The 22,751-nt window shown below is 37.9% G+C and carries 5 protein-coding genes; all 5 read left to right on the top strand.

From position 1 onward, the window contains the following. Positions 1–31: 31 nt before the first annotated feature. Complete coding sequence (locus tag EAH81_RS22155) at positions 32–10,570, top strand: hypothetical protein (protein WP_140511179.1); 10,539 nt, start codon at positions 32–34, stop codon at positions 10,568–10,570. A gap of 37 nt (positions 10,571–10,607) precedes the next feature. Next, on the top strand, positions 10,608–11,141 hold the full coding sequence (locus tag EAH81_RS22150; protein WP_140511178.1) for a DUF4402 domain-containing protein: 534 nt from the start codon (positions 10,608–10,610) through the stop codon (positions 11,139–11,141). 165 nt (positions 11,142–11,306) lie between these two features. Continuing rightward, a complete protein-coding gene (locus tag EAH81_RS22145) occupies positions 11,307–13,721 on the top strand; it encodes a hypothetical protein (protein ID WP_206669103.1) in 2,415 nt (804 codons plus the stop codon). 429 nt (positions 13,722–14,150) lie between these two features. Next, positions 14,151–14,522 carry a hypothetical protein gene (locus EAH81_RS22140; protein ID WP_140511176.1) on the top strand — a complete coding sequence of 124 codons (372 nt, stop codon included), beginning with the start codon at positions 14,151–14,153 and terminating at the stop codon, positions 14,520–14,522. A gap of 639 nt (positions 14,523–15,161) precedes the next feature. After that, complete coding sequence (locus EAH81_RS22135) at positions 15,162–22,706, top strand: T9SS sorting signal type C domain-containing protein (RefSeq protein WP_140511175.1); 7,545 nt, start codon at positions 15,162–15,164, stop codon at positions 22,704–22,706. The last annotated feature ends 45 nt before the right edge of the window (positions 22,707–22,751 follow it).

Here is a 22,751-nt window from a genome sequence, read left to right as displayed (position 1 = left end):
ATCAATCCTCGCTAATTTAGCCCTTCAGCACATGAAAAGAAAAATTATTTTTACTTTATCGTGTAGATGTATCCTTGTTATTTTTTTATTACTCTCTGTTAGTACAAAGCTTTTTAGCCAAACAATCACTAATTATACATTTGTTGGTACTACAGCGGCGGGTTTTACACCAATTACGGGCGGAAATACAACAACATGGACAGGGTCTACAGATGATGCTGTATCTGCACTTATCCCAATAGGATTTGACTTTTGGTATATGGGTATACGATATACCAATATTGGAGCGACTACTAACGGGTGGCTGACTTTGGGAACTGTTGCAACTGATTTTGTTTATAACAATAATTTATCAGCTTCCGGGTCACCCAGGCCAGTAATTGCACCGTTGTGGGATGATCTTGATATTGTTTCTACGGCGAATGTTACCTATAGAACAGCAGGAGTAGTGGGAAATAGAATATTTACAATACAATACCTTAATGCAGAATGGAATTATTTAGCCCTAGGTGCAGTATGCTCTTTTCAGGTAAATATTTATGAAACTAGTGGAAAAATTGAATTTGTTTATCGTTCTGATGCTTTTGCTGTAAATGCTCCTTCTGCTGCTATTGGGATTACTGCCACAGCTACCGGATCGGGGAATTATTTATCTGTAAATAATGCAGGTACTAGTGTAAGTTCTACTACTGTAGCAAGTATTACCACCAAACGGGTAACCGGCAGAACGTACGGATTTACCCCGCCAATGCCTATTGCCCCAGGAAGTCTTAGTTTCTCAGCAATAACGCTCTCTTCGATGACACTCAACTGGAATGACCTCTCTACAAATGAGAGAGGTTTTGTTATTTACCGTTCTACAGATGGGATTAACTATTCTTTTGTAAGTCAGACTGCAGCTGGAGTTGTCTTATCATCTCAAACCGGGCTGAGTACAGGAACAACTTATTACTGGAGGGTATATGCCATTACAGAAGGAGGAATGAGCAGCGCTCTTAGCGGAACTCAGGCAACCACTTGTAACGGCCCCGTAATATCTCAGTTACCAGTAACAAATTTAATCTCTTATTATAAGTTTGAAGGTAATGCAGTTGATGCTACAGGTAACAATTCCGGCACTTTCCAAGGAGGCACACCTACGGCGTCTGCCGATCGGTTTAATAATGCAGGAAAGGCCTATACCTTTAATGGAACCACTAATTATATCTCTACCCCAAATTTATACGTAAGCCCTGCTTCAGTAAGTGTTTCTTCTTGGTTTAAAACCACAACCACTATTGGTGGTGCATTGATTGGATTTTCGAGTCTTCAAACCGGTGTTGGTGGTACCAGAGACCGATTTATTTATATGACCAGTACAGGAGTATTATATTTTGGTGTAGCACCGGGCGCAGTAAAAAAATACATCAATACAACCACTGCTTACAACGATGGAAACTGGCATATGGTTACTGCTACCCTTGGAGCGGGAGGTATGAAATTATATATTGATGGTGTACTCTCTGCAAGTGATTTAACGGTAACAACTGCTGAGACCACTACTGGATATTGGCGATTAGGATATAGTGATATTTCTACATGGCCTAATGAATCTTCAAGTTATTTTTTTCAGGGAACATTAGATGATATGGTGATTTACCACCGGGAATTATCTGCTTCTGAGGTAAGTGTATTGTACAATTCGCCAGATGGTGCGGGAAGTAATTCTCCGGTTTGTGCCGGAGCCAATCTTAACCTTATTGCTTCTACCACATCAGGAGCTAGTTATTCATGGACAGGCCCTAATGGTTTTACTTCGTTGCTGCAAAACCCAAGTCTTACATATTCAGCAGCATATGCAGGTATTTATACCGTACAGGTAACTTTAGCGGGATGTGCTGTTACTACAACGGCCTATACAAATGTTGTATCTACTACCACAAGCGGACAATGGACTGGAAACGTGAGTACAGATTGGGCTAATGCTGCTAACTGGTGTAGTGGCACTTTACCAACAGCTGTTACAGATGTGGTAATTACAGCAGGCTCAGCCAGAATGCCCAATATTAGTACCAGTGTGAATAGCCGAAGTCTTACCGTAAATAATGGAGCAAATTTAACATTGTCAGGTGCGGGGACTTTAAATATTGCTGGTACGTTAATAAACAATGGTACTTTTGCTAATACAGGAACCATAAATTTTAATGGAACAACCGGTCAGCAGACTTTTTCTGGTCTTACTTCATTTTTTAATCTTACACTAAATAATAGCAGTGGATTGTTATTACCATCAGGTATTACTATTAATAATGACCTGATAATTACTGCGGGTTTGCTAAATGCAAATAATTTCAATATTAATATAGCTGGGAACTGGACAAATAATGCATCGGCTACAGCTTTTACAGCAGGTATAAGTACGGTTACATTTAATAGTACAACAGCCAAAGTTATTGGAGGAACTTTTTCAACCGCTTTTAATAACCTTATCATAGCAAATGTTGGAAACACGGTTAGTCTTGCTTCCAATACCAGTATTACCGGAAATCTTTCTGTAAATACAGGAATTCTTGATTTGGGAGCCTTTACAGCCAACAGAGCGACAGCCGGCGGTACACTTACCGTAGCCAATAATGCGACACTAAAAATAGGAGGTACAAATACTTATCCTTCAAATTATACGACTAATACTCTAGTTACGGCCAGTACAGTTGAATATTCAGGTACTAACCAAACAGTTGCCAATCAGGTTTATGGTAACTTGCGGTTAAGCAGTTCAAGTGGTTTAGCAGTAAAAATTTTCCCCGCTGCAGCTTTAACCATAATTGGTAACTTAACCAGTTTGATAGGTGCCGGAACTTCGGTAACATTTACTGCAGGTTCGGCTATTACAATAAATGGAAATATTGTAATTGGAGCTTCTACCACGTTTAATGGTGGCAGTTTTAGTCATAATATAGGAGGAAACTGGATAAATAGCGGCACATTTAATGGTAATACAGGTACTATAATTTTTACAGGTTCAGGCACTGCAGTAAGCGGATCGGGTACTCAAAATTTCAATAGTCTTACAGTAGCCGCATCTTTGGTCAGTTTTTCAGCAGAAGGGCTTACTTTATCAGGAAATTTAGCTACAACTGGATCAGGGTCATTTACTCAGGCATCTGGAGGAACCTTGACTATGACGGGAACAAGTACTATTATTAGTGGAGTTTCGATTTCTGTCGATAACCTTACTATTAGTGGATCAGTGACAACTACCTCATCTATTATCTTAACTGGTAATTTAGCAGTGAGTGGAAGTTTTATTACCAGTACAGGAACTATTATCATGAGTGGAACCTCTAAATCCATATCGGGTTCAGGTACTAAAACTTTTTATATACTTTCCCTTACAGGCACAGTTACCACTGCTGTAAATTTTAGTATTTCTTCAGTTCTACTTGTTTATGGAAGTTTAACGGCATCAGCAGGAACAGTAACTTTTACGGGAACTTCTAGTTTGAGCGGAATCGCTAATTTGTTTAATGTAACAATCAATGGAACCTCGTTTCAGCTATCTGCAAATGCAACCTTAGGTGTTGCCGGAGCGCTTACTGTTACAGCGGGCACACTTAATGTAAGTGCAATGCCCAACACCGTAAATTTTAATGGTAGTGGGACACAAAGTATCAATGCAATTACCTATAATAATTTGGTAACGAGTAATGCGGGTAATAAAACAGCAGCCGGGGCAATAACAGTAAATAATGATATAACAATAGGATTGGGTACCACATTTATTGCCAGTACTTATACACATTCTATTTACAACAACTGGTACAATAACGGTAGTTTTACTGCCGGAACAAGTACGGTACAGTTTCTGGGCAGCCAGAATTCAGTAATTAGTGGAGCCACTACTTTTAATATTGTAACACTTAATAATACCAGTTCCGCTATAACACTTACTTTGCTGAGCAATATTGCGGTAGCTACTATTAATATGACAAGTGGTACTGTGCTTACAGGAATCAATACACTGACTATAACAACAACAAGAACAGGTAATGGTATTATACTAGGTACAATAACCAGAAACCATTCCTTTTCATCTGGAACGGCTTATGCTTTTGAAGGGCCTAACAACCTGATTACTTTTACTCTTGCAGTGGGCGTTAATAGTGTAACAGTAACTGTAGTTAATGCCCCTATTAGTGATTTTCCATTTAATGGATCAGTAAATCGTATATATGCTATTACTATTCCGTCAGGGACTTATATTAATGGAACACTCCGCCTTCATTATGAAGACAGTGAGCTGAACGGTAATAATGAGAGTACCATGGCTTTATGGCGATACAATGGGGTTTCGTGGGGTTTTAGCGGTAAAACATCTAATAGTACAACAAGTAATTATATTGAGCAGACATTGTTACTCAATATAACAAATCGCTGGACCATATCTGATAATTCAAATGCGGTACAGTGGAACGGCAGTGTTAGTACAGACTGGAATACTGCAGCTAATTGGACAGTGACTCAAGGCTCGGCTTCAGCGCCTCCTGCGGCAACTGATATAGTGAATTTAGGTACTTCAACTTTTACGAACCAACCTACTATAAGTACTGCGGTAACTGTCAAAAATATTAATTTTGGCAGCCTAATGGCCGTAACCTTGTCAATGGCTGCAGGAGGATCGCTTGTTTCATCCAACATGAATGGAATCTGGAGTGCCAATGCTACACATACGCTTAATGTAAATGGACAAACCATTAGTGTTAATGGTGACCTGGCATTGAGTGATGGTACCAGCGGCCATGCCATTAATTTGAATATTGGTTCTGGTACAGTAAATATTAGCGGAGCACTAACTGAAAAAGGTAATGCCAACATTACATTTACAGGAACAGGAAATCTGAACATTGGAGGTGATTTTAATTATGTAAATGGCATTTTTACACCCGGATCAGGAACGGTTACCTACAATGGCAGTTCAAATCAGAATGTGGGTATAGTAAATTATAATAACCTCATGATTAATAAAGCGGCTGCTAATGCAATTGCTGTTAGTGCTTTAAATATTGGAGGTGATCTGAACATTACAGCAGGTGAATTTGATAGTAATGCGGCCAGTGTTATTAATGGAAATGTAAATGTTGCTTCCGGAACTATTTTTCAGAATAACAGTACTGTAAGTGTTGGAGGTAACTGGAACAATAATGGATCTTTTACATCAAATAATTCTGGAACAAGCGTCATTTTTAATGGGACGGGAACACAAACAATATCGACAACTTCATTTAATAATCTTGTTTTTAATAAGCCTGTGGGCACTCTTGCTATACTAACAGGCAATGTAACGATCAACGGTAACCTTAATGGAACTTCAGGTACTCTTGACATTCAATCGTTTTTTTTCAATAGGACTACTCAGGGAGGTACTGCCACATTAAATGATGATGCTACCTTAATTATTGGAGCAGACAATGCGCCAAATAATTTTTCAAATTATATTTTAAGTACCGGCAGCAGTGTTATTTTTAATGGAACAGGGACACAACATTTATTATTACCAGGAGTTGTTTATGGAAATATAATTTTTAGAAATTCGGGAACAAAAATATTGTACACACCAATTACCGTCAAAAATAATTTAACTATAGAAAGTACAGCTATTTTTAATGCCGGTGCAAATACCATTACTCTCAATGGGAATTGGATGAACAGCGGAACATTTGTACCTGCAGCAAGTACACTATTGCTAACAGGTGCGACCAAAACCATAACAGGTGACACTACATTCAATCAGGTAACTGTTACAGGAAGTTACAACATTTTAAATAATGTCACTTTTAATGGATTACTTAATATAACCAGCTCTGGTTCGCTCAGCGGCGGTGCAAGTATTAGTACTATTGTTAATGCCGACTTAATTAACAGCGGTATATTATACACTTTAGGTACCACAACTTTTACGGGGACTATTCTGCAGACCCTTAGTCTTATTAATGCAGTCACAACAGTGGCTATAACAGTTAATTTTAATGGTTCTGTTTCACCAGTACTAAACTCTACTTCAGCACCACAATTCGGATATTTGAATATCAATAATACAGGAGGCATTAATGCTAGTGTTGGCTGGACCATTGCTTATGGCCTTACTGTAGGGAGCGGTGCATCTTTTAATGGAGGTATATCAACACACAATCTGCTAGGCACTCTTACCAATAATGGAACAATTACAAGTGCAGGTACTTTAAATTTTATTCCTGCGTCTGCAGTGATGCTCAATATGGGAACTAATTTTTCAAGTACAGGAACTGTGGTTTTTGGCGGCACAGGAGCAATAACGCTTGCCGGAAATCCAGCATCATTGCAAAACGTGTTAATTTCAAATACAAATGCAGTAGGTATTACTTCTGTTTCTAATCTTACAATTACAAACAATTTTACCATTAACAATGGATCGGTATTTAATGCCGGAAATTATAATTACTTACTTGGCGGTAATCTTTTAAATAATGGCACTATAAATAGTGGGACTTCTATTTTTACTTTAAACGGAAGCACTACTCAAGATATGTACTCCGTCTCTCCTTTATATCGGCTTACCTTAAACAATAGTGGGGGAATTGTTACCATGTCTTCAAATATAACCGTTAATAATACCCTGAGTTTTACAACAGGAAAAATTAAAACAGGTAATTATGTAGTTATCCAACCGGCAGCAGGTTCAGTTTCAGGAGCAGCACAGAATACGGGCTGGGTATATGGCAGGTTGCAGAAGAATACAGGAACGGGGGTAATTACTAAAACTTTCGAAATAGGAAATTCGACTAACTTTCTTCCTGTTTCTGTGGCTTTTGCTAATATTAGTACTTCGGGAGATTTGACAGTATCTACTATCGAAGGCGATCAGCCAAGCATAAGCAATTCACTGATCAATTCTGCCAAAAGCGTAAACAGATATTGGACATTAAATAACAATGGAATTACTTTTAGTACTGCTAATGTCACTTTTAATTACATAGCAGCAGATGTGGATCCAGGTGCAGCTACAAATGCTTTTGTTTTAGGAGAATACAATAGTGGTTCTTGGAATTATCCTATGATTGCAGCCTTAACAACTACAAGCTTAACAGCTAGGGGAATTACTTATTTTGCAGATTTCCAAATTGGGCAATTAACGATTTCTATTAAGACCTGGGATGGTGGTGCAGGAACGATCAATTGGGGAGATGCGGCCAACTGGAATGTTGATGGTGTTCCGACAGTGAACGACGATGTGCAATTAACAGGGCCTTATATTATTAATATTAATGTTCCCGCTATAACTAAGAGTCTCTTGTTAAGCGATCCCGGTTTGGTTTTAAGCATTATTGGTGGAAATGCCCTTTCGGTTTCAGGAGATTTAACGCTGGTCTCAGGAGCATTAAATATAGCTGGCACATTCCCATCAATAACAGGGCTTGTTGATGTATCTGCAGGAACCGTTGGCTTTACCGGATTGGGGTCACAAACCATACCAGCTTATAATTATAATAATCTCGTAAGTACTTCAACTGGCGCCAGAGTATTTGCATCAACTGGTACAATTGGCATTGCTAACACATTTATCCCGGGGATGAACAGTTATACGATTACAGGAAGTACTGTAAGCTATAATGGTGCCGGAGCACAAACAATAGCAGCAACTGCGTATAATAATCTGACACTGGATAATACAGGAATAAAAACCTTTGCAACAGGTGTTACCAGTATTGCCGGTAGTCTAATTAATGCAAGTACAATTACTTCGGATGCATTATCCAATGAAGGTACTATTAGTTATAATGGTAGTGCCGACCAAACGATTACAGATATGAATTATTATAATCTTGATGCCTCGAATTCATCAGGTATTGTTACGCTGCATGATGTAACTGTCAATAAAGTTTTTAGTGTAAGTCTTGGGGCAGTTCATATAGGAAGTACAAATGATGAGCATAAAATTAATGTTTATGACGATATTACTATTGCCAGTGGAGCATCACTGATTGTATCAGCATCTTCAGATGCTAAACATTCAGTGAATATTGCAGGAGATATAATCAGTAACGGAGTACTGGATATGGCTACCGACTCAAATAGTCTTGCGACTGTGAATTTTATAAGAGATGGAAACCAGACCATATCCGGATCAGGGATTAGTTCTTTTTATAAAATTGTAGTAAACCAAGGATACAGCAATACAAATACGCTTGATGTAATTACTCCCGGATTTGTTGTTCCAAACGGTTTCCTGACTTTAAGTAATGGAACATTTAAACTGGATAATGCAAGTTTGAATATAACACCATTTGTAGCAGATATTAGCAGTGGTCATTATTTAATTCCTTCAAGTGCCGGTTTATGGGTAAATGCCGGAACAGTTGATTCACCCGCAATGAATTGGACTGTTGCAGGATCTGTACAAGTAACAGGAGGAACTCTGAATATGGGAAATGCTATAGACAATATAGTAATTCCTAAAGATCAGGCTCAATTTTCTGTAACAGGCGGAACATTAAATTTAGCTTCAGCAATTAGTAACCCTGGCGCAGCATGGGATTTTGATATGCAGGGAGGAATCATAAATGTAAATACATTTGGCAGTACTGTAAGTAGTATTGCTCCTTTTAATATGGATGTTGTCACAGATGCTTTTAATGTGTCAGGAGGGACAATCGTAATTCAAAATTCAGGAGGAGCTGCAGGACAGAATCTGGGCTATCAAAACCTGTCGACAACTGGTACAGGATTTACTGGAGGAACACTTCAAATGGGAAATTCTGCTACTGTAGGAACTCAGATCATGAGTATTAATACCACAAACCCACTGTTTAATTTACAAGTTAGTAATGCAGGTGTTACGGTTCCTTTGGTAAGTAATGATTTAACAGTTAAAAATAATGTTACCGTTACCGCAGGTACATTGGATATTAATGACAGGCTTATCGCAATAGGAGGAAACATCAGTAATAGCGGAAATTTTATTGTTAATGAGGGAACTGTTGAAATGAACGGAACCAATCCGCAAACTATCGCCGCATCCTCTTTTACAGGGAATCTCATCAGAAATTTAACCATTACCAACCCGGCAGGTGTTGGGTTAGGAGGCTCATTAAACCTGACCGAAATATTGCTTGTAAACACCGGTACTTTGAGTTCTGCAGGTAATCTTACATTGATTTCAACAGTTGATAAGACGGCTCTAATTGATGGAAACGGAGCAGGGGCAGTCTCAGGGAACGTTACCATGCAGCGCTATCTCGTTGCAGGATTTGGCTATAAATATTTTAGTCCCCCTTGCCAGAATGTTACAGTAAACAGTTTTGCATCAACAGTAGATTTAAATGCAAGTTTTCCTAATTTTTATAATTACATTGAAAACAAGGTAAGCAGTGGGTTTACTTCATATACTAATCCTTCAGATCCATTGTATACTTTGCAGGGTTATGCCGCAGACTTTGGATCTGGTACAATACAAAAAACGGTAAACATGACCGGACTTGTAAATAACGGTAGTCTTTCAACTACGTTATACAACAACAATCAACCCTATACCAAAGGTTTTAACCTAGTTGGAAATCCATATCCTTCTCCTATCAATTGGGATTCGTCAACGGGTTGGAACAGGACAAACATAGACAATGCTATTTATTTCTTTAACTCCGGATCAGTAAGCCAGTATACCGGGGCATACAGCACTTATATCAATGGAGTTTCCAGCGACGGAGTTGCAAGTCCAATTATTGCTTCTATGCAAGGTTTCTTTGTCCACGTTAGTGATGGAGTTTATCCTGTTATCGCAACTCTTGGCATCAATAATACTACACGAATAAATGATCTTTCACCAATCTTTCATAAATCGACGATGCGTACTGCTCGGTCTGATTCTGATAGAATTCTGATTAGAATGAGCGCCAATTTTTCAGATCATAGCCAGTTAGCCGACCCATTGGTTGTTTATTCGGCTAATGAGGCAACTCCCAATTTTGACAAGAGTTATGATGCTATAAAACTGATGAATATAGATGATCAGCTGCCCAATTTATACTCCATAGCAGCCGATAAATCAAAATTAGTAATCAATGGACTTTCCGGAATGGATACTGCAACAGTAATTCCTCTTGGAATAAAAACGGAACGAGATGGTACAATAAGTTTTAATCTTCGGGATCTTGAAAACCTACCTGTAAATCTTCATATCTATTTAAGAGATACTCAAAGGGGTATCAACCAGGATTTGCAGAAAGATCCTGTCTATACCATAAATCTGAAAAAAGGAATTATAGAAAATCGTTTCTTTTTGCTTTTCACAGCTGCAGATGGCGTTATTGAAAATAATGATAACATTTTTATGGCCTATGGGTCAGGTGTGGATATGTTTATTAAAATTAAGCTGGTAAATGAGCAGTCTGGTACATTACTCATTCACAATATTCTAGGTCAGCAAATCTCAAGTACATCAATAAGCGGGAACGGGGAATATAAGCTCGAGCAGCTAACCTCAAATTTAATGTACTTAGTTAGTTTTATTACTTCAAGCAGTAAGCATACCGTTAAAATAATCACTACTGAGAGATAAACGATGATAGCTGGAATGATTATCAAAATGACGTAAGATGGAAAATAAAATAAAATATTCTTTTAATGGAAAAATATCCGCAGCGATTGTTTTTTCTATCACCTTTTTTCTTGTGAGTTTTTTAGCCAATGCCCAAGGTCCGGAGAATCCTCCCAGACCTGTAATTATATATGTAAATCCGGCACAAGGATTGAATTTTGGAGCTTTTTATCAGGGAGGTACAGGAGGTACAGTGATTGTTTATCCAAACGGATCAAGATCAACAACTGGCAGCATAATACAAACCAGTCAGGGTTTTTCTTTTTCTCCCGCAATATTTGAAGTAGACGCTGAGCCAGGTACATTGGTTACCATTGTAAATGGACCGGATGTTACTCTTACCGGAAGCAATGGAGGAACAATCGTTTTAAGTATAGGTAATGCCGACCCATCAAGCCCATTTATTGCTACTGCCACTTCTCCTTCACGAACCCTCATTAGAGTAGGAGGCACATTAACCATAGGTAATCCGTTAGTCAACCCTCCGGGAAATTATAACGGTACCTTTTCTGTAACATTTATTCAGCCCTAATCAATGCAAACAGTCAACGTTAGTTTACATAGATGCTTTTGGGCTAAGATTACCATTTTATGGATTATAATGGCAGGATCGGGTATGACATGTAAAGCCCAAACCATAACTGACTATGATGAAATTTCAGTATCATTCAATATTCAGCGTGTTGGTACAGCAGAAATGCCGACTCTTATATATAATGAAATTGCTTATATACCTGTGGTTGATCTCTTTGATTTTTTAAAGATAAATATAGTTTCAAGGAATTTGGATGCTCTAAGTGGAACATTTATCCATCCAAATTCAGCATTTTTATTTGATGTACCTAATAATCGTATTGTTTATCAGGGAAAGAATTTTGATCTGAAACCCAATAGTCTGATTAGAACTACAACTAACCTTTATTTACGTTCAGATTATTTTTATGAGATTTTTGGGTTGAATTGCCTCTTCAATTTTCGTAGTCTTTCGGTAGTTATTAGTACAGACTTAGAACTACCTGTAATGCGTGAAATGAGACTGGAACAAATGAGAAATAACCTAAACAAATTGCAAGGTGTTTTTAAAACAGATGTATTTGTGGGGCGTAAAAACCCATCCTTTTATTTTGGGACAGCAGACTATTCATTTGTTACTTCGGCTGGAAATAATGAAACTCCTACAGATACCAGAGCAAGTCTGGGTGTTGGCGGTATAGTAGCTGGTGGCGAAACAAATGTGATCCTAAATTACCAAAGTAATATCTCTTTTTCCAATCGCCAACAGTATTTCTTGTGGCGGTATGTAGATAATGACCAGACTTTTGCCAAACAGTTTTTAGCTGGAAATATAAGAGGGCAGTCTATCTCGTCTATTTATGCCCCTATAGTTGGTGTGCAGGTAACTAATGCCCCTACAATCTACCGACGCTCGTTTGGGACGTATACCATAAATAATTATACAGAACCAAACTGGACTGTAGAATTGTACGTTAACGGTGTACTTATTAATTACATTAAAGCTGATGCGGCTGGTTTTTATACTTTTAAAGTACCTCTCGTCTATGGAAATACTGCTGTCAAGTTACGATTCTACGGTCCGTTTGGAGAAGAACGCTCAACCGAAGAAAATATAAATATTCCATTTAATTTTTTGCCGAAAGGAGAATTTGAATATACAGTCAGCGCAGGTATTGTTGAAGATGGACAAAATACCCGATTTGGGCGATTTAGCAGTAATTACGGATTTAACAAAAATATTACTGTAGGAGCTGGGTTTGAATACCTGTCTTCTATAACTTCGGGAACAGAAATCCCTTATGTAAATACTTCTTTTAGGTTGTTTCCAAATTTACTAATCTCCGGTGAGTATGATTATAATGTGAGGTCCAAGGCAGTATTGAGTTATAATTTAGCATCAGGCCTACAATTTGAGATGTACAACTACTGGTACAAAAGAGGACAAACAGCTATCAATAATACCTTTATAGAAGACCACAAAGCAATTCTTTCTTTTCCCTTCAGAGGGCGTCATTATGCTGCTTATACCCGTTTGTCATGGCAGGATATTCGTTTAGAAAATACACATTATAGTGCTACAGAATGGATGCTTTCAACTGTTGTAGGGAATGTTAATGCCAGTGCCAATACTTTTGGACTTTTTTTTCCAAACAAAGCCTGTTACCTTTACACTAATTACGCTGTTGGCATAAGATCTTTTAGAAATATGCTCATTACACAGCAGCTCCAGTATGAGTATAGCAGTAAAAAGGTGATGACTATAAAAACAGAATTAGAAAAAAGAATTTTCATAAATGGATATGTAAATCTTTCTTATGAAAAAAATTTCATTAGTGAGATTAGCTACGTTGAATTTGGCCTTCGTTATGATTTTGCTTTTGCCCAGACGCGATTCTCTATGCGTAAAACCAACGATGTTTACCGAACACTGCAAAGTATTAACGGAAGCTTGATACATGATGGCAGATCAGGTATTACAGATTTTAATAATTATACCAGCATAGGCAAAGGAGCAGTTCTATTGATTCCATATCTGGATATGAACGGTAATATGAGGAGAGACAATGATGAGCCGAATGTACAAGGTTTAAAAGTAATAGTAAATGCAGGACGAACAGAACGATCAGCCAAAGATGGCTCCATACTTATAAAAGATCTTGAAGCATATGGAAATTTAAACATAGAATTGGATCCTTCCGGATTTGAACGGGTAGCCTGGAGCCTGGTTAAAAAGAACTATACAGTTGTTGTAGAACCTAATTTTGTAAAAAATATTGAAGTACCTGTATCAGTATTTGGAGAAGTGGGGGGACGTGTCTTTGTAGTGGATAATCAAGACGAAAAAGGTATTGCAGGTATCGTTATCACTATTTATAATGATAAATCTAAAAATATTGCAGAAATAACTTCTGAGGCTGATGGATATTTTTCTTATTTGGGATTATTACCGGGTAATTATAAAGCAAAAATTAATACCATGAAGCTAGAAAAAATGGGATTAACAACTGATTCAACTTCATTTGAATTTAAAATTTTAAGAAGTACCGAAGGCACTTTGATTGACAACATTAAATTTAAACTGATACCTGTCAAGTAATTTTTAGGTTTAAATTTTCAGGCTCTATCATATCTGAAAATAACTTTTATCATTAAAGGCTTTTTAAATCATTGATTTTATAAAGATCAAAAATGGAGAAACGAAAACATTTTTTTGAATTAAGACAATTGGTAATAATTGTAAATTAGAAACAATAAATACAGGTAAAAGCACATCAAATCAATTATAAGCAGCGTTCATTTTTTAAAGAATGACAATATAAATACTTAAGCAGTAAAATAAAACAAGATCCTTGTTTTATTAAGAATAAAATTCTAAATAGATTTGGATATAAAAAATTTTAAATCAGCCAAAAAAGCGTAAATTGATGTTGATTATAAATGTATTAGGTTAGAATCGGACAATCCTTGTCATTCTAACGTAAATTTAAATGTTGTACTTTTAATACAACTTTATTAATTGAAAATTATGGATCAAGATATTATATTAGATAAGTTAAAAAAAGCAAAGCAAGAACTTATTTCTAATCATGAAGAATTGGAAAGATGTACTAGCGATTTAAAAATTGCTAATATAAATTTGAACATTCGAGAAACAGAAAAAGAGTTGAATATGGAAGAATTTAATAGCAATTTAGAACAGATGATGTTTGCGATTTCTCACAAGGTCAGAAAGTCGGTTGCTAACATTCTAGGTCTTTCAAAATTGTTGTGTGAAGATGTAAATCTTGGAAATAATGAGTTAAGAGAAATTTTACTCCTGATTATCCAATCTGCTGAATCACTAAATACTTCGACAGAAGAATTATCGAAGTTTATTTGTTTAAAGAGGCGAAGTTGATATATAAATAATAGGCTTACTGAGGAGAATTGTCGGCATCACAAAAAATATATTCCTTTGGAAAAACTCTCAAATTGAGTGCTCCTTAATAAATAAGAGTGACCATTAGCTTCAGGAGCTTATAGGTCTCGAACCTTTTTTTTAATCCTTTTTGTGCCCATGATTTTTTTGGATTTCTTTTGAAAGAGTCTTATTCCCTTTCTTTGGAAATGATGCTGGGATTTTTATCATTATTTGTTTTGGGCTTCAGATTCCAATAATGCATATTTCCAGAGCTCTTTTGCTTCATTTTACCATCCATTATGTGGGCAGCGGAAATAAATAATGTTTGATAAGGAAATACAATTAGAATAAATAGGTCATCGTATTTTGGCTGTACATTAAAAGCTTAGGTATTAAGATCAGAACTATTTCAAATGATTATTTTATTTTTGAGACAATTAATATAGTGGAAGTGTTGATAATTAGGTATTTACTGTTAATATTGCTGAATTAAGAAAAAACTTATAAACATTATAGTTATACCTGTCGATAAAAGAATACATTTGACTGATTAAAAGCATATTGTGTATTTTCTTGTAAGATAAGGTATCTAAAAGACCAGACCTGCACTATGCTTAAATTCCCCTTCTGATTATCATGAAAAATCTAGTGCTTCTTTTACGTAAAGGAAAAGCAATTAGTACCTTTTTGAAAGATAAGCTACCTATTTCTACCTCTGTTTTTTTGTCTATTTTTCTTTTGAGTTTTTTACCAGCAAATGCAATGCGGGAAAGAACGGATCACGAATGTAGTAATTTTATTTTGTCATCAATAACGGTTGGAACAGGGGGAAACTATACTACTTTAAAAGCTGCTTTTGATGCCATAAATTCGGGTGTTGTTACAGGTGTTGTGACCATTGCAATCATAAGTAGTACTAGTGAAACTGCTACTGCTTCCTTAAATGCAAGCGGTACAGGTTTGGCAAATTACAGTTCAGTTTTACTCTATGCTACTGGTAGCGGTTATTCGGTTAGTGGTAATATTGACAATCCCTTAATAAGTCTTAACGGGGCCGATAATGTGACCATCGACGGACGAGTAAATGCTACAGGCACCACAGCTGACCTTATCTTTGCCAATACCGGTACAGGTGTAGCTGCGTCTGCATTACGATTCATTAACTCTGCAGAAAATAATATTGTTAGATATGCTACGCTGAAAGCATCTGGATTAAGTGCTGCAACAGGTATTGTCTATTTTGTATCTTCTGCATCAGGAAACGGAAATGACAATAATATAATTGAATATTGCAATTTGACCAGTGCAGGAGTAAACCGTCCTATGAATGCGATTTTGACTTATGGAACGGCAGGTCGCGAGAACAGTGGAAATATTATTCGTTTTAACGCCTTTTACAATTTTTTCAATGACAGTAATAGCGCGAATGGTGTTAATATTTCGGGGAACAGTACAGATTGGAAAATTATCAGTAATAGTTTCTATGATACGGCTTCATTGGTTTGTACAGGAAATAATATTTATAGTGTCATACGCATTTCTACTGCCAGCACTCATGTAATAAGTGGCAATTTTATAGGAGGAAGTGGTCCGTTCTGTACCGGAACTCCATGGACAATGAATTCAAGCTTTGCTACTTTTTTTAGTGGTATTTATTTTACGGGAAATACATCAGCATCGAGTTTACTGGAGAACAATACAATCCAAAATTTGGTATACAGCAGCACGAACACCAATCCGTGGGACGGAATTTATTTATCTGCGGGAAATGCTACACTGGTTGGCAATACCATTGGTTCAGCAACAGGTACAAACTCTATTGTGGTAACCACTCCAAATGCTTCGGCAACAGCGACTATTTCGGGTGGTGTTGTTACAGCTCTGACTCTTGTTAGTGGTGGTAGTGGCTTTACGGTACCTCCTTTAATTACTTTTACGCTTTCAGGAAGTACAACTACAGCAACAGCAACAGCTACTATTTCCGGAGGTATTGTTACAGGTTTTGCTATTACCAATGGGGGATCAGGGTACACGAGTGTGCCAAGTGTTAATGTTAACGGCTCGGGTTATTCTACTACACATGGTATACGTTATCTTAATAGTGGTGAAGTCTCTATGGAAAATAATACTATTGGTTCTATTACCACTAATGGAAATGCGGGATACTCTCATTGCTTTGAAGGGATTGTAATTAGCGGAGTAGCATCTTCGGTTATTACTATCAACAATAATCTTATTGGGAGTCTTTCTACAGCTAACAGCATCAGGACAAGCTCTCCGGCCACATCTTCATTGTTTAAGCAGGATCTGAGGGGAATCTATGTTAATTCTGCTGTGAATCTTGTTACCATTACAGGAAATACCATTGCGAACCTGACTAGTGCATACAACGGTACGTCTGTTATCAAAGTCGATGGAATCTGTACAGGAGGAGCCTCAAATATCATCCGTAATAATACAGTACGGGATTTAACCACTTCTGCGAGTTCAACCCTAAGAGGCATACAGCAAACCGTAGTGCTGGCGGGCACCAGCCAGTTGTTGGCTGGCAATACAATTTACAATCTTCGTAATACACATGCCAGTGCTGCAGTGAATGTTATCGGTATTGATTATTCGGGACCTAATTCAGGTACGAACTCCGTTACAGGCAATTTTATTCATGACCTGTTTGTTTCGTCGACCAATATTCTTTCAGAAATAGACGGTATACTTTTGGGTAACGGTGTAACCACTACAGATAATAATATTATTAATATTGGTACAGGAGTTACCGGAGGGTATAAGATTTATGGTATCAATGACAATAGCAGTAATAATGCGATCTATAGCAATAATATTTATTTTAATACGGTTTATGTGGCTGGTGCGGTAAGTTCAGGAACTACTTCTTCAACTGCTGCATTATGGAATTTAAACAATACGGTTATACGTAATTACAGAAACAACATTCTTATGAATGTTCGAACTGGCGGAGCGACAGGAAAACATTATGCTATTCGTATAGCCGGACTCAGCGGATTAACCATTGACTATAATGATTATGTGGTTACCGGAAATGCATTTTTGGGATCTTTCTCTACCGATAAAACGACTTTGGCCTTATGGAAAGCAGCAACATCACAAGATGCCTTAAGTTTAAATATCAATCCTCTCTTCGCCGTAGCAGGGAGTAATATTCCGCTGAATTATTACACTTCAGCAGCCATGCCCGCCATAACAGGAACTGGGATTACTGGGGATTATACAGGTCTGGCGAGGAGTACAATACCAAAAATGGGTGCTCTGGAAATTACGGCCTATGTTTGGTCGGGTGCTACCAGCACTGATTTTTCTGTTGCCAGCAATTGGCAGGGAGGGCTTGTTCCTCCAAACGGATCTGATATCTCTTTTGCAGCTTCTCCATTTAATGACTGCGTTTTGGATCAAAACAGATCGTTAAGGAATATTACCAACGCACAGCCCACTTACAAACTGCTTCTAAATGGTCATGAATTAACGGTGCTGGGCAATCTTGTTTTTTCTAATAATGCCAAAATAGACGCAACTGCTGTAGGTTCCATACTTACATTTGCAGGTACTGTGGCACAAAATATTCCTTCGGGCGCCTTGTTTTCCAATTCTATGGACGGCTTTACGGTTAATAATCCTGAAGGATTAGCGCTTAATGATGATATTAAGGTAATGCACCCCCTGACACTTGCTAGTGGTGGCTTAACTATTGGTACACATACACTAACCCTTAACGGAACAATTTCAGTAGTATCGGGTTCTCTAGTTGGTGGCCTTACCAGTAATATTAGTATTGGCGGCAGTGGAGTTGGAAGCCTGCCTGCTGTAATTCTTAATAATCTTACCCTTAACCGTTCAATAGGAATTAATTTATCAGGTTCGGTTTCAGTGGCAGGCACTTTGTCATTAGTATCAGGAACCCTTTTGGTTGGTTCCAATACAATGACGTTGTCTGGCAATTCACCAACACGTACAAGTGGTACTATTGATGTTTCTGGTACAGATGCTACGCTAATTTTTACGAACCCAATTGCAATTACATTGCCAGCAGGATTTTTTATAAACGCTGTCAATAATCTTACTATAAATAGTGTTGGGGGTATAACCTCTGCAGGTGATTTTTCAATCAATGGAATTTTGAATTTGCAAAGTAATAATCCTTCGGCAATTAAAGGAACTCTGGATATGCACAATGGTTCAATCCCTTTGACACTAAATATGGGACCTAATTCCACTACTGATGGAATAGGGGATACAACGGGTATTATAAGACGTGCTTCAATTACTTTTGGTGTAAATTATTCTTTTGGAAGCAAGTTTACTAAAGTCTATTTTGCAAACGTGGGAACACTTCCCACCGAGGTGAGTGTAAAGGTCAATATTGGTGTTACGCCTTCATGGCATGCAGGAGCCATAAATCGCGAAATGGAAGTGATCCAAACCGGAGCAGTAGGAACAAGTGCTACTGTTTCTTACCATTATCTCGACAGTGAACTTAATGGTAATAATGAGGATCGTCTTGTTTTATGGGCCAAAATTGCGAACATAGAATATGGTGCCTCGGCTTTTGATGCTAGTGATAACTGGGTTTCTTTATCGAATGTAAATATTGCTTTTTTTTCAAGTACTTTTGATGGTGTTAAGAATATTACTTTGGATGAATACAGTACAAACAATACGTTGGTTTGGAACGGATCAGTATCAACCTCGTGGACAACAGTACAGAACTGGACACCTAATGTTGGGCCATCCATAACCAAAAATATTATTATTCCTGATGCTGCAACGACGACTTTTGACCCCATTTTACCGTTGTTGACAGAAATTAATACACTAAACATGGAGAGTGGCAGTATATTAAATGCTGTTGGGACAGCCCAAGCTACAATTGCCGGACCAGCTGCATGGAATAATCACGGGGGAACATTTAATCCCAATACAAGCAATATTATTTTTACAAACACTTCAGCTACTATTTCCGGAATCACTGATTTTTATAACATGACTATAAATAGTGGTAAACTTTTGTCGATGACAGATGGTTGTACCATCAGGATTGCTGGTTCAATGACAAATAATGGTAGCTGGAGTGTTATTGTTTTAGGTACTACAACAGTAGAATATAATGGTGCATCACAGATAATATTAAATCCTAATGGGAGCACAGCAGGTTATTCCAATTTAATTCTTAGCGGAAGCGGGATTAAGACAATGCCTGCTACCTTACAAACCATTTTGGGGGATTTTAGCCTTGCCGGCACTACAGCTGCTACTGCAACATCTGCTTTAACAATAGGAAAAAACCTGATTATTGGTGAGGGAACCACTTTGAATAGTGGCAATTTTAACCATAGCCTTAGTGGTGATTTTGACAACAGTGGTACTTTTGTAGCCGCTTCCGGTCATAGCATTGTTTTCAATGGAGTGTCTGCGCAGTCTATTTTGGGGACCGCAACCACGGGATTCGATCAGCTTAATATTAATAATGGTACTGGTGTTTTGATGTACAGCCCTGTAAATGTTGCCAATTTACTTGCGCTAACCTCCGGCACTTTAAAAGTTGGGGAAACCACTCTGGGCATTTCCGGAACGATAAGCAAAACCTTTGGAAATATAGAAGTAAGTCCTCTTTCATCTCTGAACTTTGGAGGAAGCGGTATCATTATTCTGGCTTCTGATTTATTCAGTGCAAATCCATCTTTAAAAGATTTAACAATAAACCGCCTGGGAGGTGTAGTTCTTGGACAGGAAACTGCAGTGAGTGGTGTTTTGAACCTTTTATCAGGAACACTGAATATCGCCACACTAAATCTTACGATCAATACGCTTTCAGTAACGGCACCCAGTGCGACAAAAATGATAATAGCTGACGGTGTTGGAGAGGTTAGAAAAATTTTAACGGAACATATTCCTTTTACGTATCCAGTTGGAGACGCAAGTGGTACAGTCGAATATTCTCCCATAACAATAACGTTGAACGATGACAATAGTGCCAGTCATTATTTTGGAGTCAAGCTGGCCAATGCCAAACATCCGGATAATGCCAGTACTTCAAATTATTTAAACAGATATTGGATGGTGAGCCAATCAGGAGGAAGTTCGCATGTGGCAACCCTAAATGCAATTTATACGAATCCGGATATTACAGGAACTGAATCTGCTATTTCAGCAGCGACATTCAATGGTATTTTTAATCAGATAAATAATCCATGGATAAAGTACAATGCCTTATCTGCAAATGCTGTTATTGTAGACAATGCTACATTGATGCCAGGCCAGGTGACAGCAGTAACAGGGATATCTGGTGCCGACCCAACGGTTAGTATAACAGGGACAGGGGATACTTGTAGTGGCTCAAATGTTCCTTTAAATACAATAGTTAATGGTGATGCCAGTTTTATTTACAGTTGGACACCCGCCACTTTTTTAAACAATGCCAGTATCGCTAATCCGGTTGTGACGAACATTACAGCTTCTACATCCTATACCGTTACCGTAAAAGATGGTAACGGTATTAGTGCAAGTGCTATAGGAACTGTAAATATAGGCCCTACTACAACCTGGAACGGAGCATGGAGCAATGGTGCACCTACCAGTACAACATCGGTTATTATTTCAAGCAATTATACGCCGGCATCTTCTTTTGAGTGTTGTTCCTTAACGGTTAACAACAATGCAGTGGTTTTGATTCCGTCAGGGATAAATGTGACATTAAACGGAATACTTACCGTAGTTTCAGGCAGCAGCTTTACGATGCAGAACAATTCTAATTTGATACAAAATAGTAATCAGGCCAATTCCGGAAATATAACTGTTATTCGCGATTCTGCCCCAATTATACGTTTAGATCATACGCTATGGAGTAGTCCGGTGACGAGTATACAGACCTTGCAGCAGTTTTCGCCTAATACGCTCTCAAATCGTTTTTATGTGTATAATATTTTAAATAATACGTATACCGCAACTCCGGCAACAGGTAATTTCCCATTAGCAAAAGCGATTGCAGTGCGTGCGCCTAATAACTGGTCCACGACACAAACGGCATGGCCGGGAAGTTTTATGGGTGTTCCTAACAACGGAACTATCACAACACCGTTGGAAATGACCGGAGCGGCCTATAACGGTCTAGGGAATCCATATCCGTCTGCAATAAGCGGGACTACATTGGTAAATGCCAATAGTACCATGATTACAGGTACGCTGTATTTTTATGCACATACTTTGGCTATTAATGCCACAACGGGTCTTTTTCCTCCGGGAACTAATTATGCAGTTTGGAACCCTGGTATGGGAGGAACACCTGCAACAGTTGGCGGTGGCGGAACAGGTAATAGTCCGGTAACCCCAAACGGAATTATACAAACTGGTCAGGGATTTTTGGTAAAGGCTGTTGCTCAGGGAAGTATGGTTTTTACCAACAGCATGAGAACAATAAATAATGCTAATCAGTTTTTCAAGGGTAAAACATTAAAGGCTAATACGGTAGAACCTGATATTGAAAGGCATCGCATTTGGTTAATCCTGGGCAGTGGCAATGCAGCCTTAAATACAATATTAGTTGGGTATGCGGCAGGCGCAACAAACGGAATCGATTATGGTTATGACGGATTAAAGTTTGGAGGCACAGGCAGTGAGTTATATTCATTAATAGGAAGCACTTCTTATACTATTCAGGGGAGGGTTCTGCCTTTTACAGCTGATGATGCTGTTCCACTGGGTTTTAAAGCTGTAGAATCCGGCATCTTTACTATTGCTATTTATAAAACAGATGGTTTATTTACCGGAGATCAGGATATACTGATCAAAGATAATCTCACAGCAACCACAAGCAGTATCAAAACCAAACCCTATACTTTCAATAGTGAAATCGGAACTTTTGACAAGCGTTTTGAATTAGTCTATACAAAAGGTACGTTGGGCATTGATCCCCAAACGGTACTTGAAAATAGCATAATAGTATACACCAAAAGCACTACATTATTTGTTCAAAGTACCCGTATGATTACTGCGGTACGGATTTTTGATATTCTCGGGAGGCTGCTTTTCGAAAATAAAAATATAAATGATACCCACTTTGAGCATAACAAAGCAAGTCTGGCCCCTCAGGTTTTTCTTGTTCAGGTCACTGACAGCGAAAACAGAAAAGTTGTCAAAAAAATAATCTTTTAAATACCCTAAGGTCTTACAGAAAAGATCCGGATTAAATCTCAGGTG

The sequence above is a fragment of the Flavobacterium pectinovorum genome, from assembly GCF_006438875.1.
GTDB classification, from domain to species: Bacteria; Bacteroidota; Bacteroidia; order Flavobacteriales; family Flavobacteriaceae; genus Flavobacterium; species Flavobacterium pectinovorum_A.
Note: the sequence above shows the minus strand (reverse complement) of the source record. Positions and strands in the feature narration are given on the sequence as shown.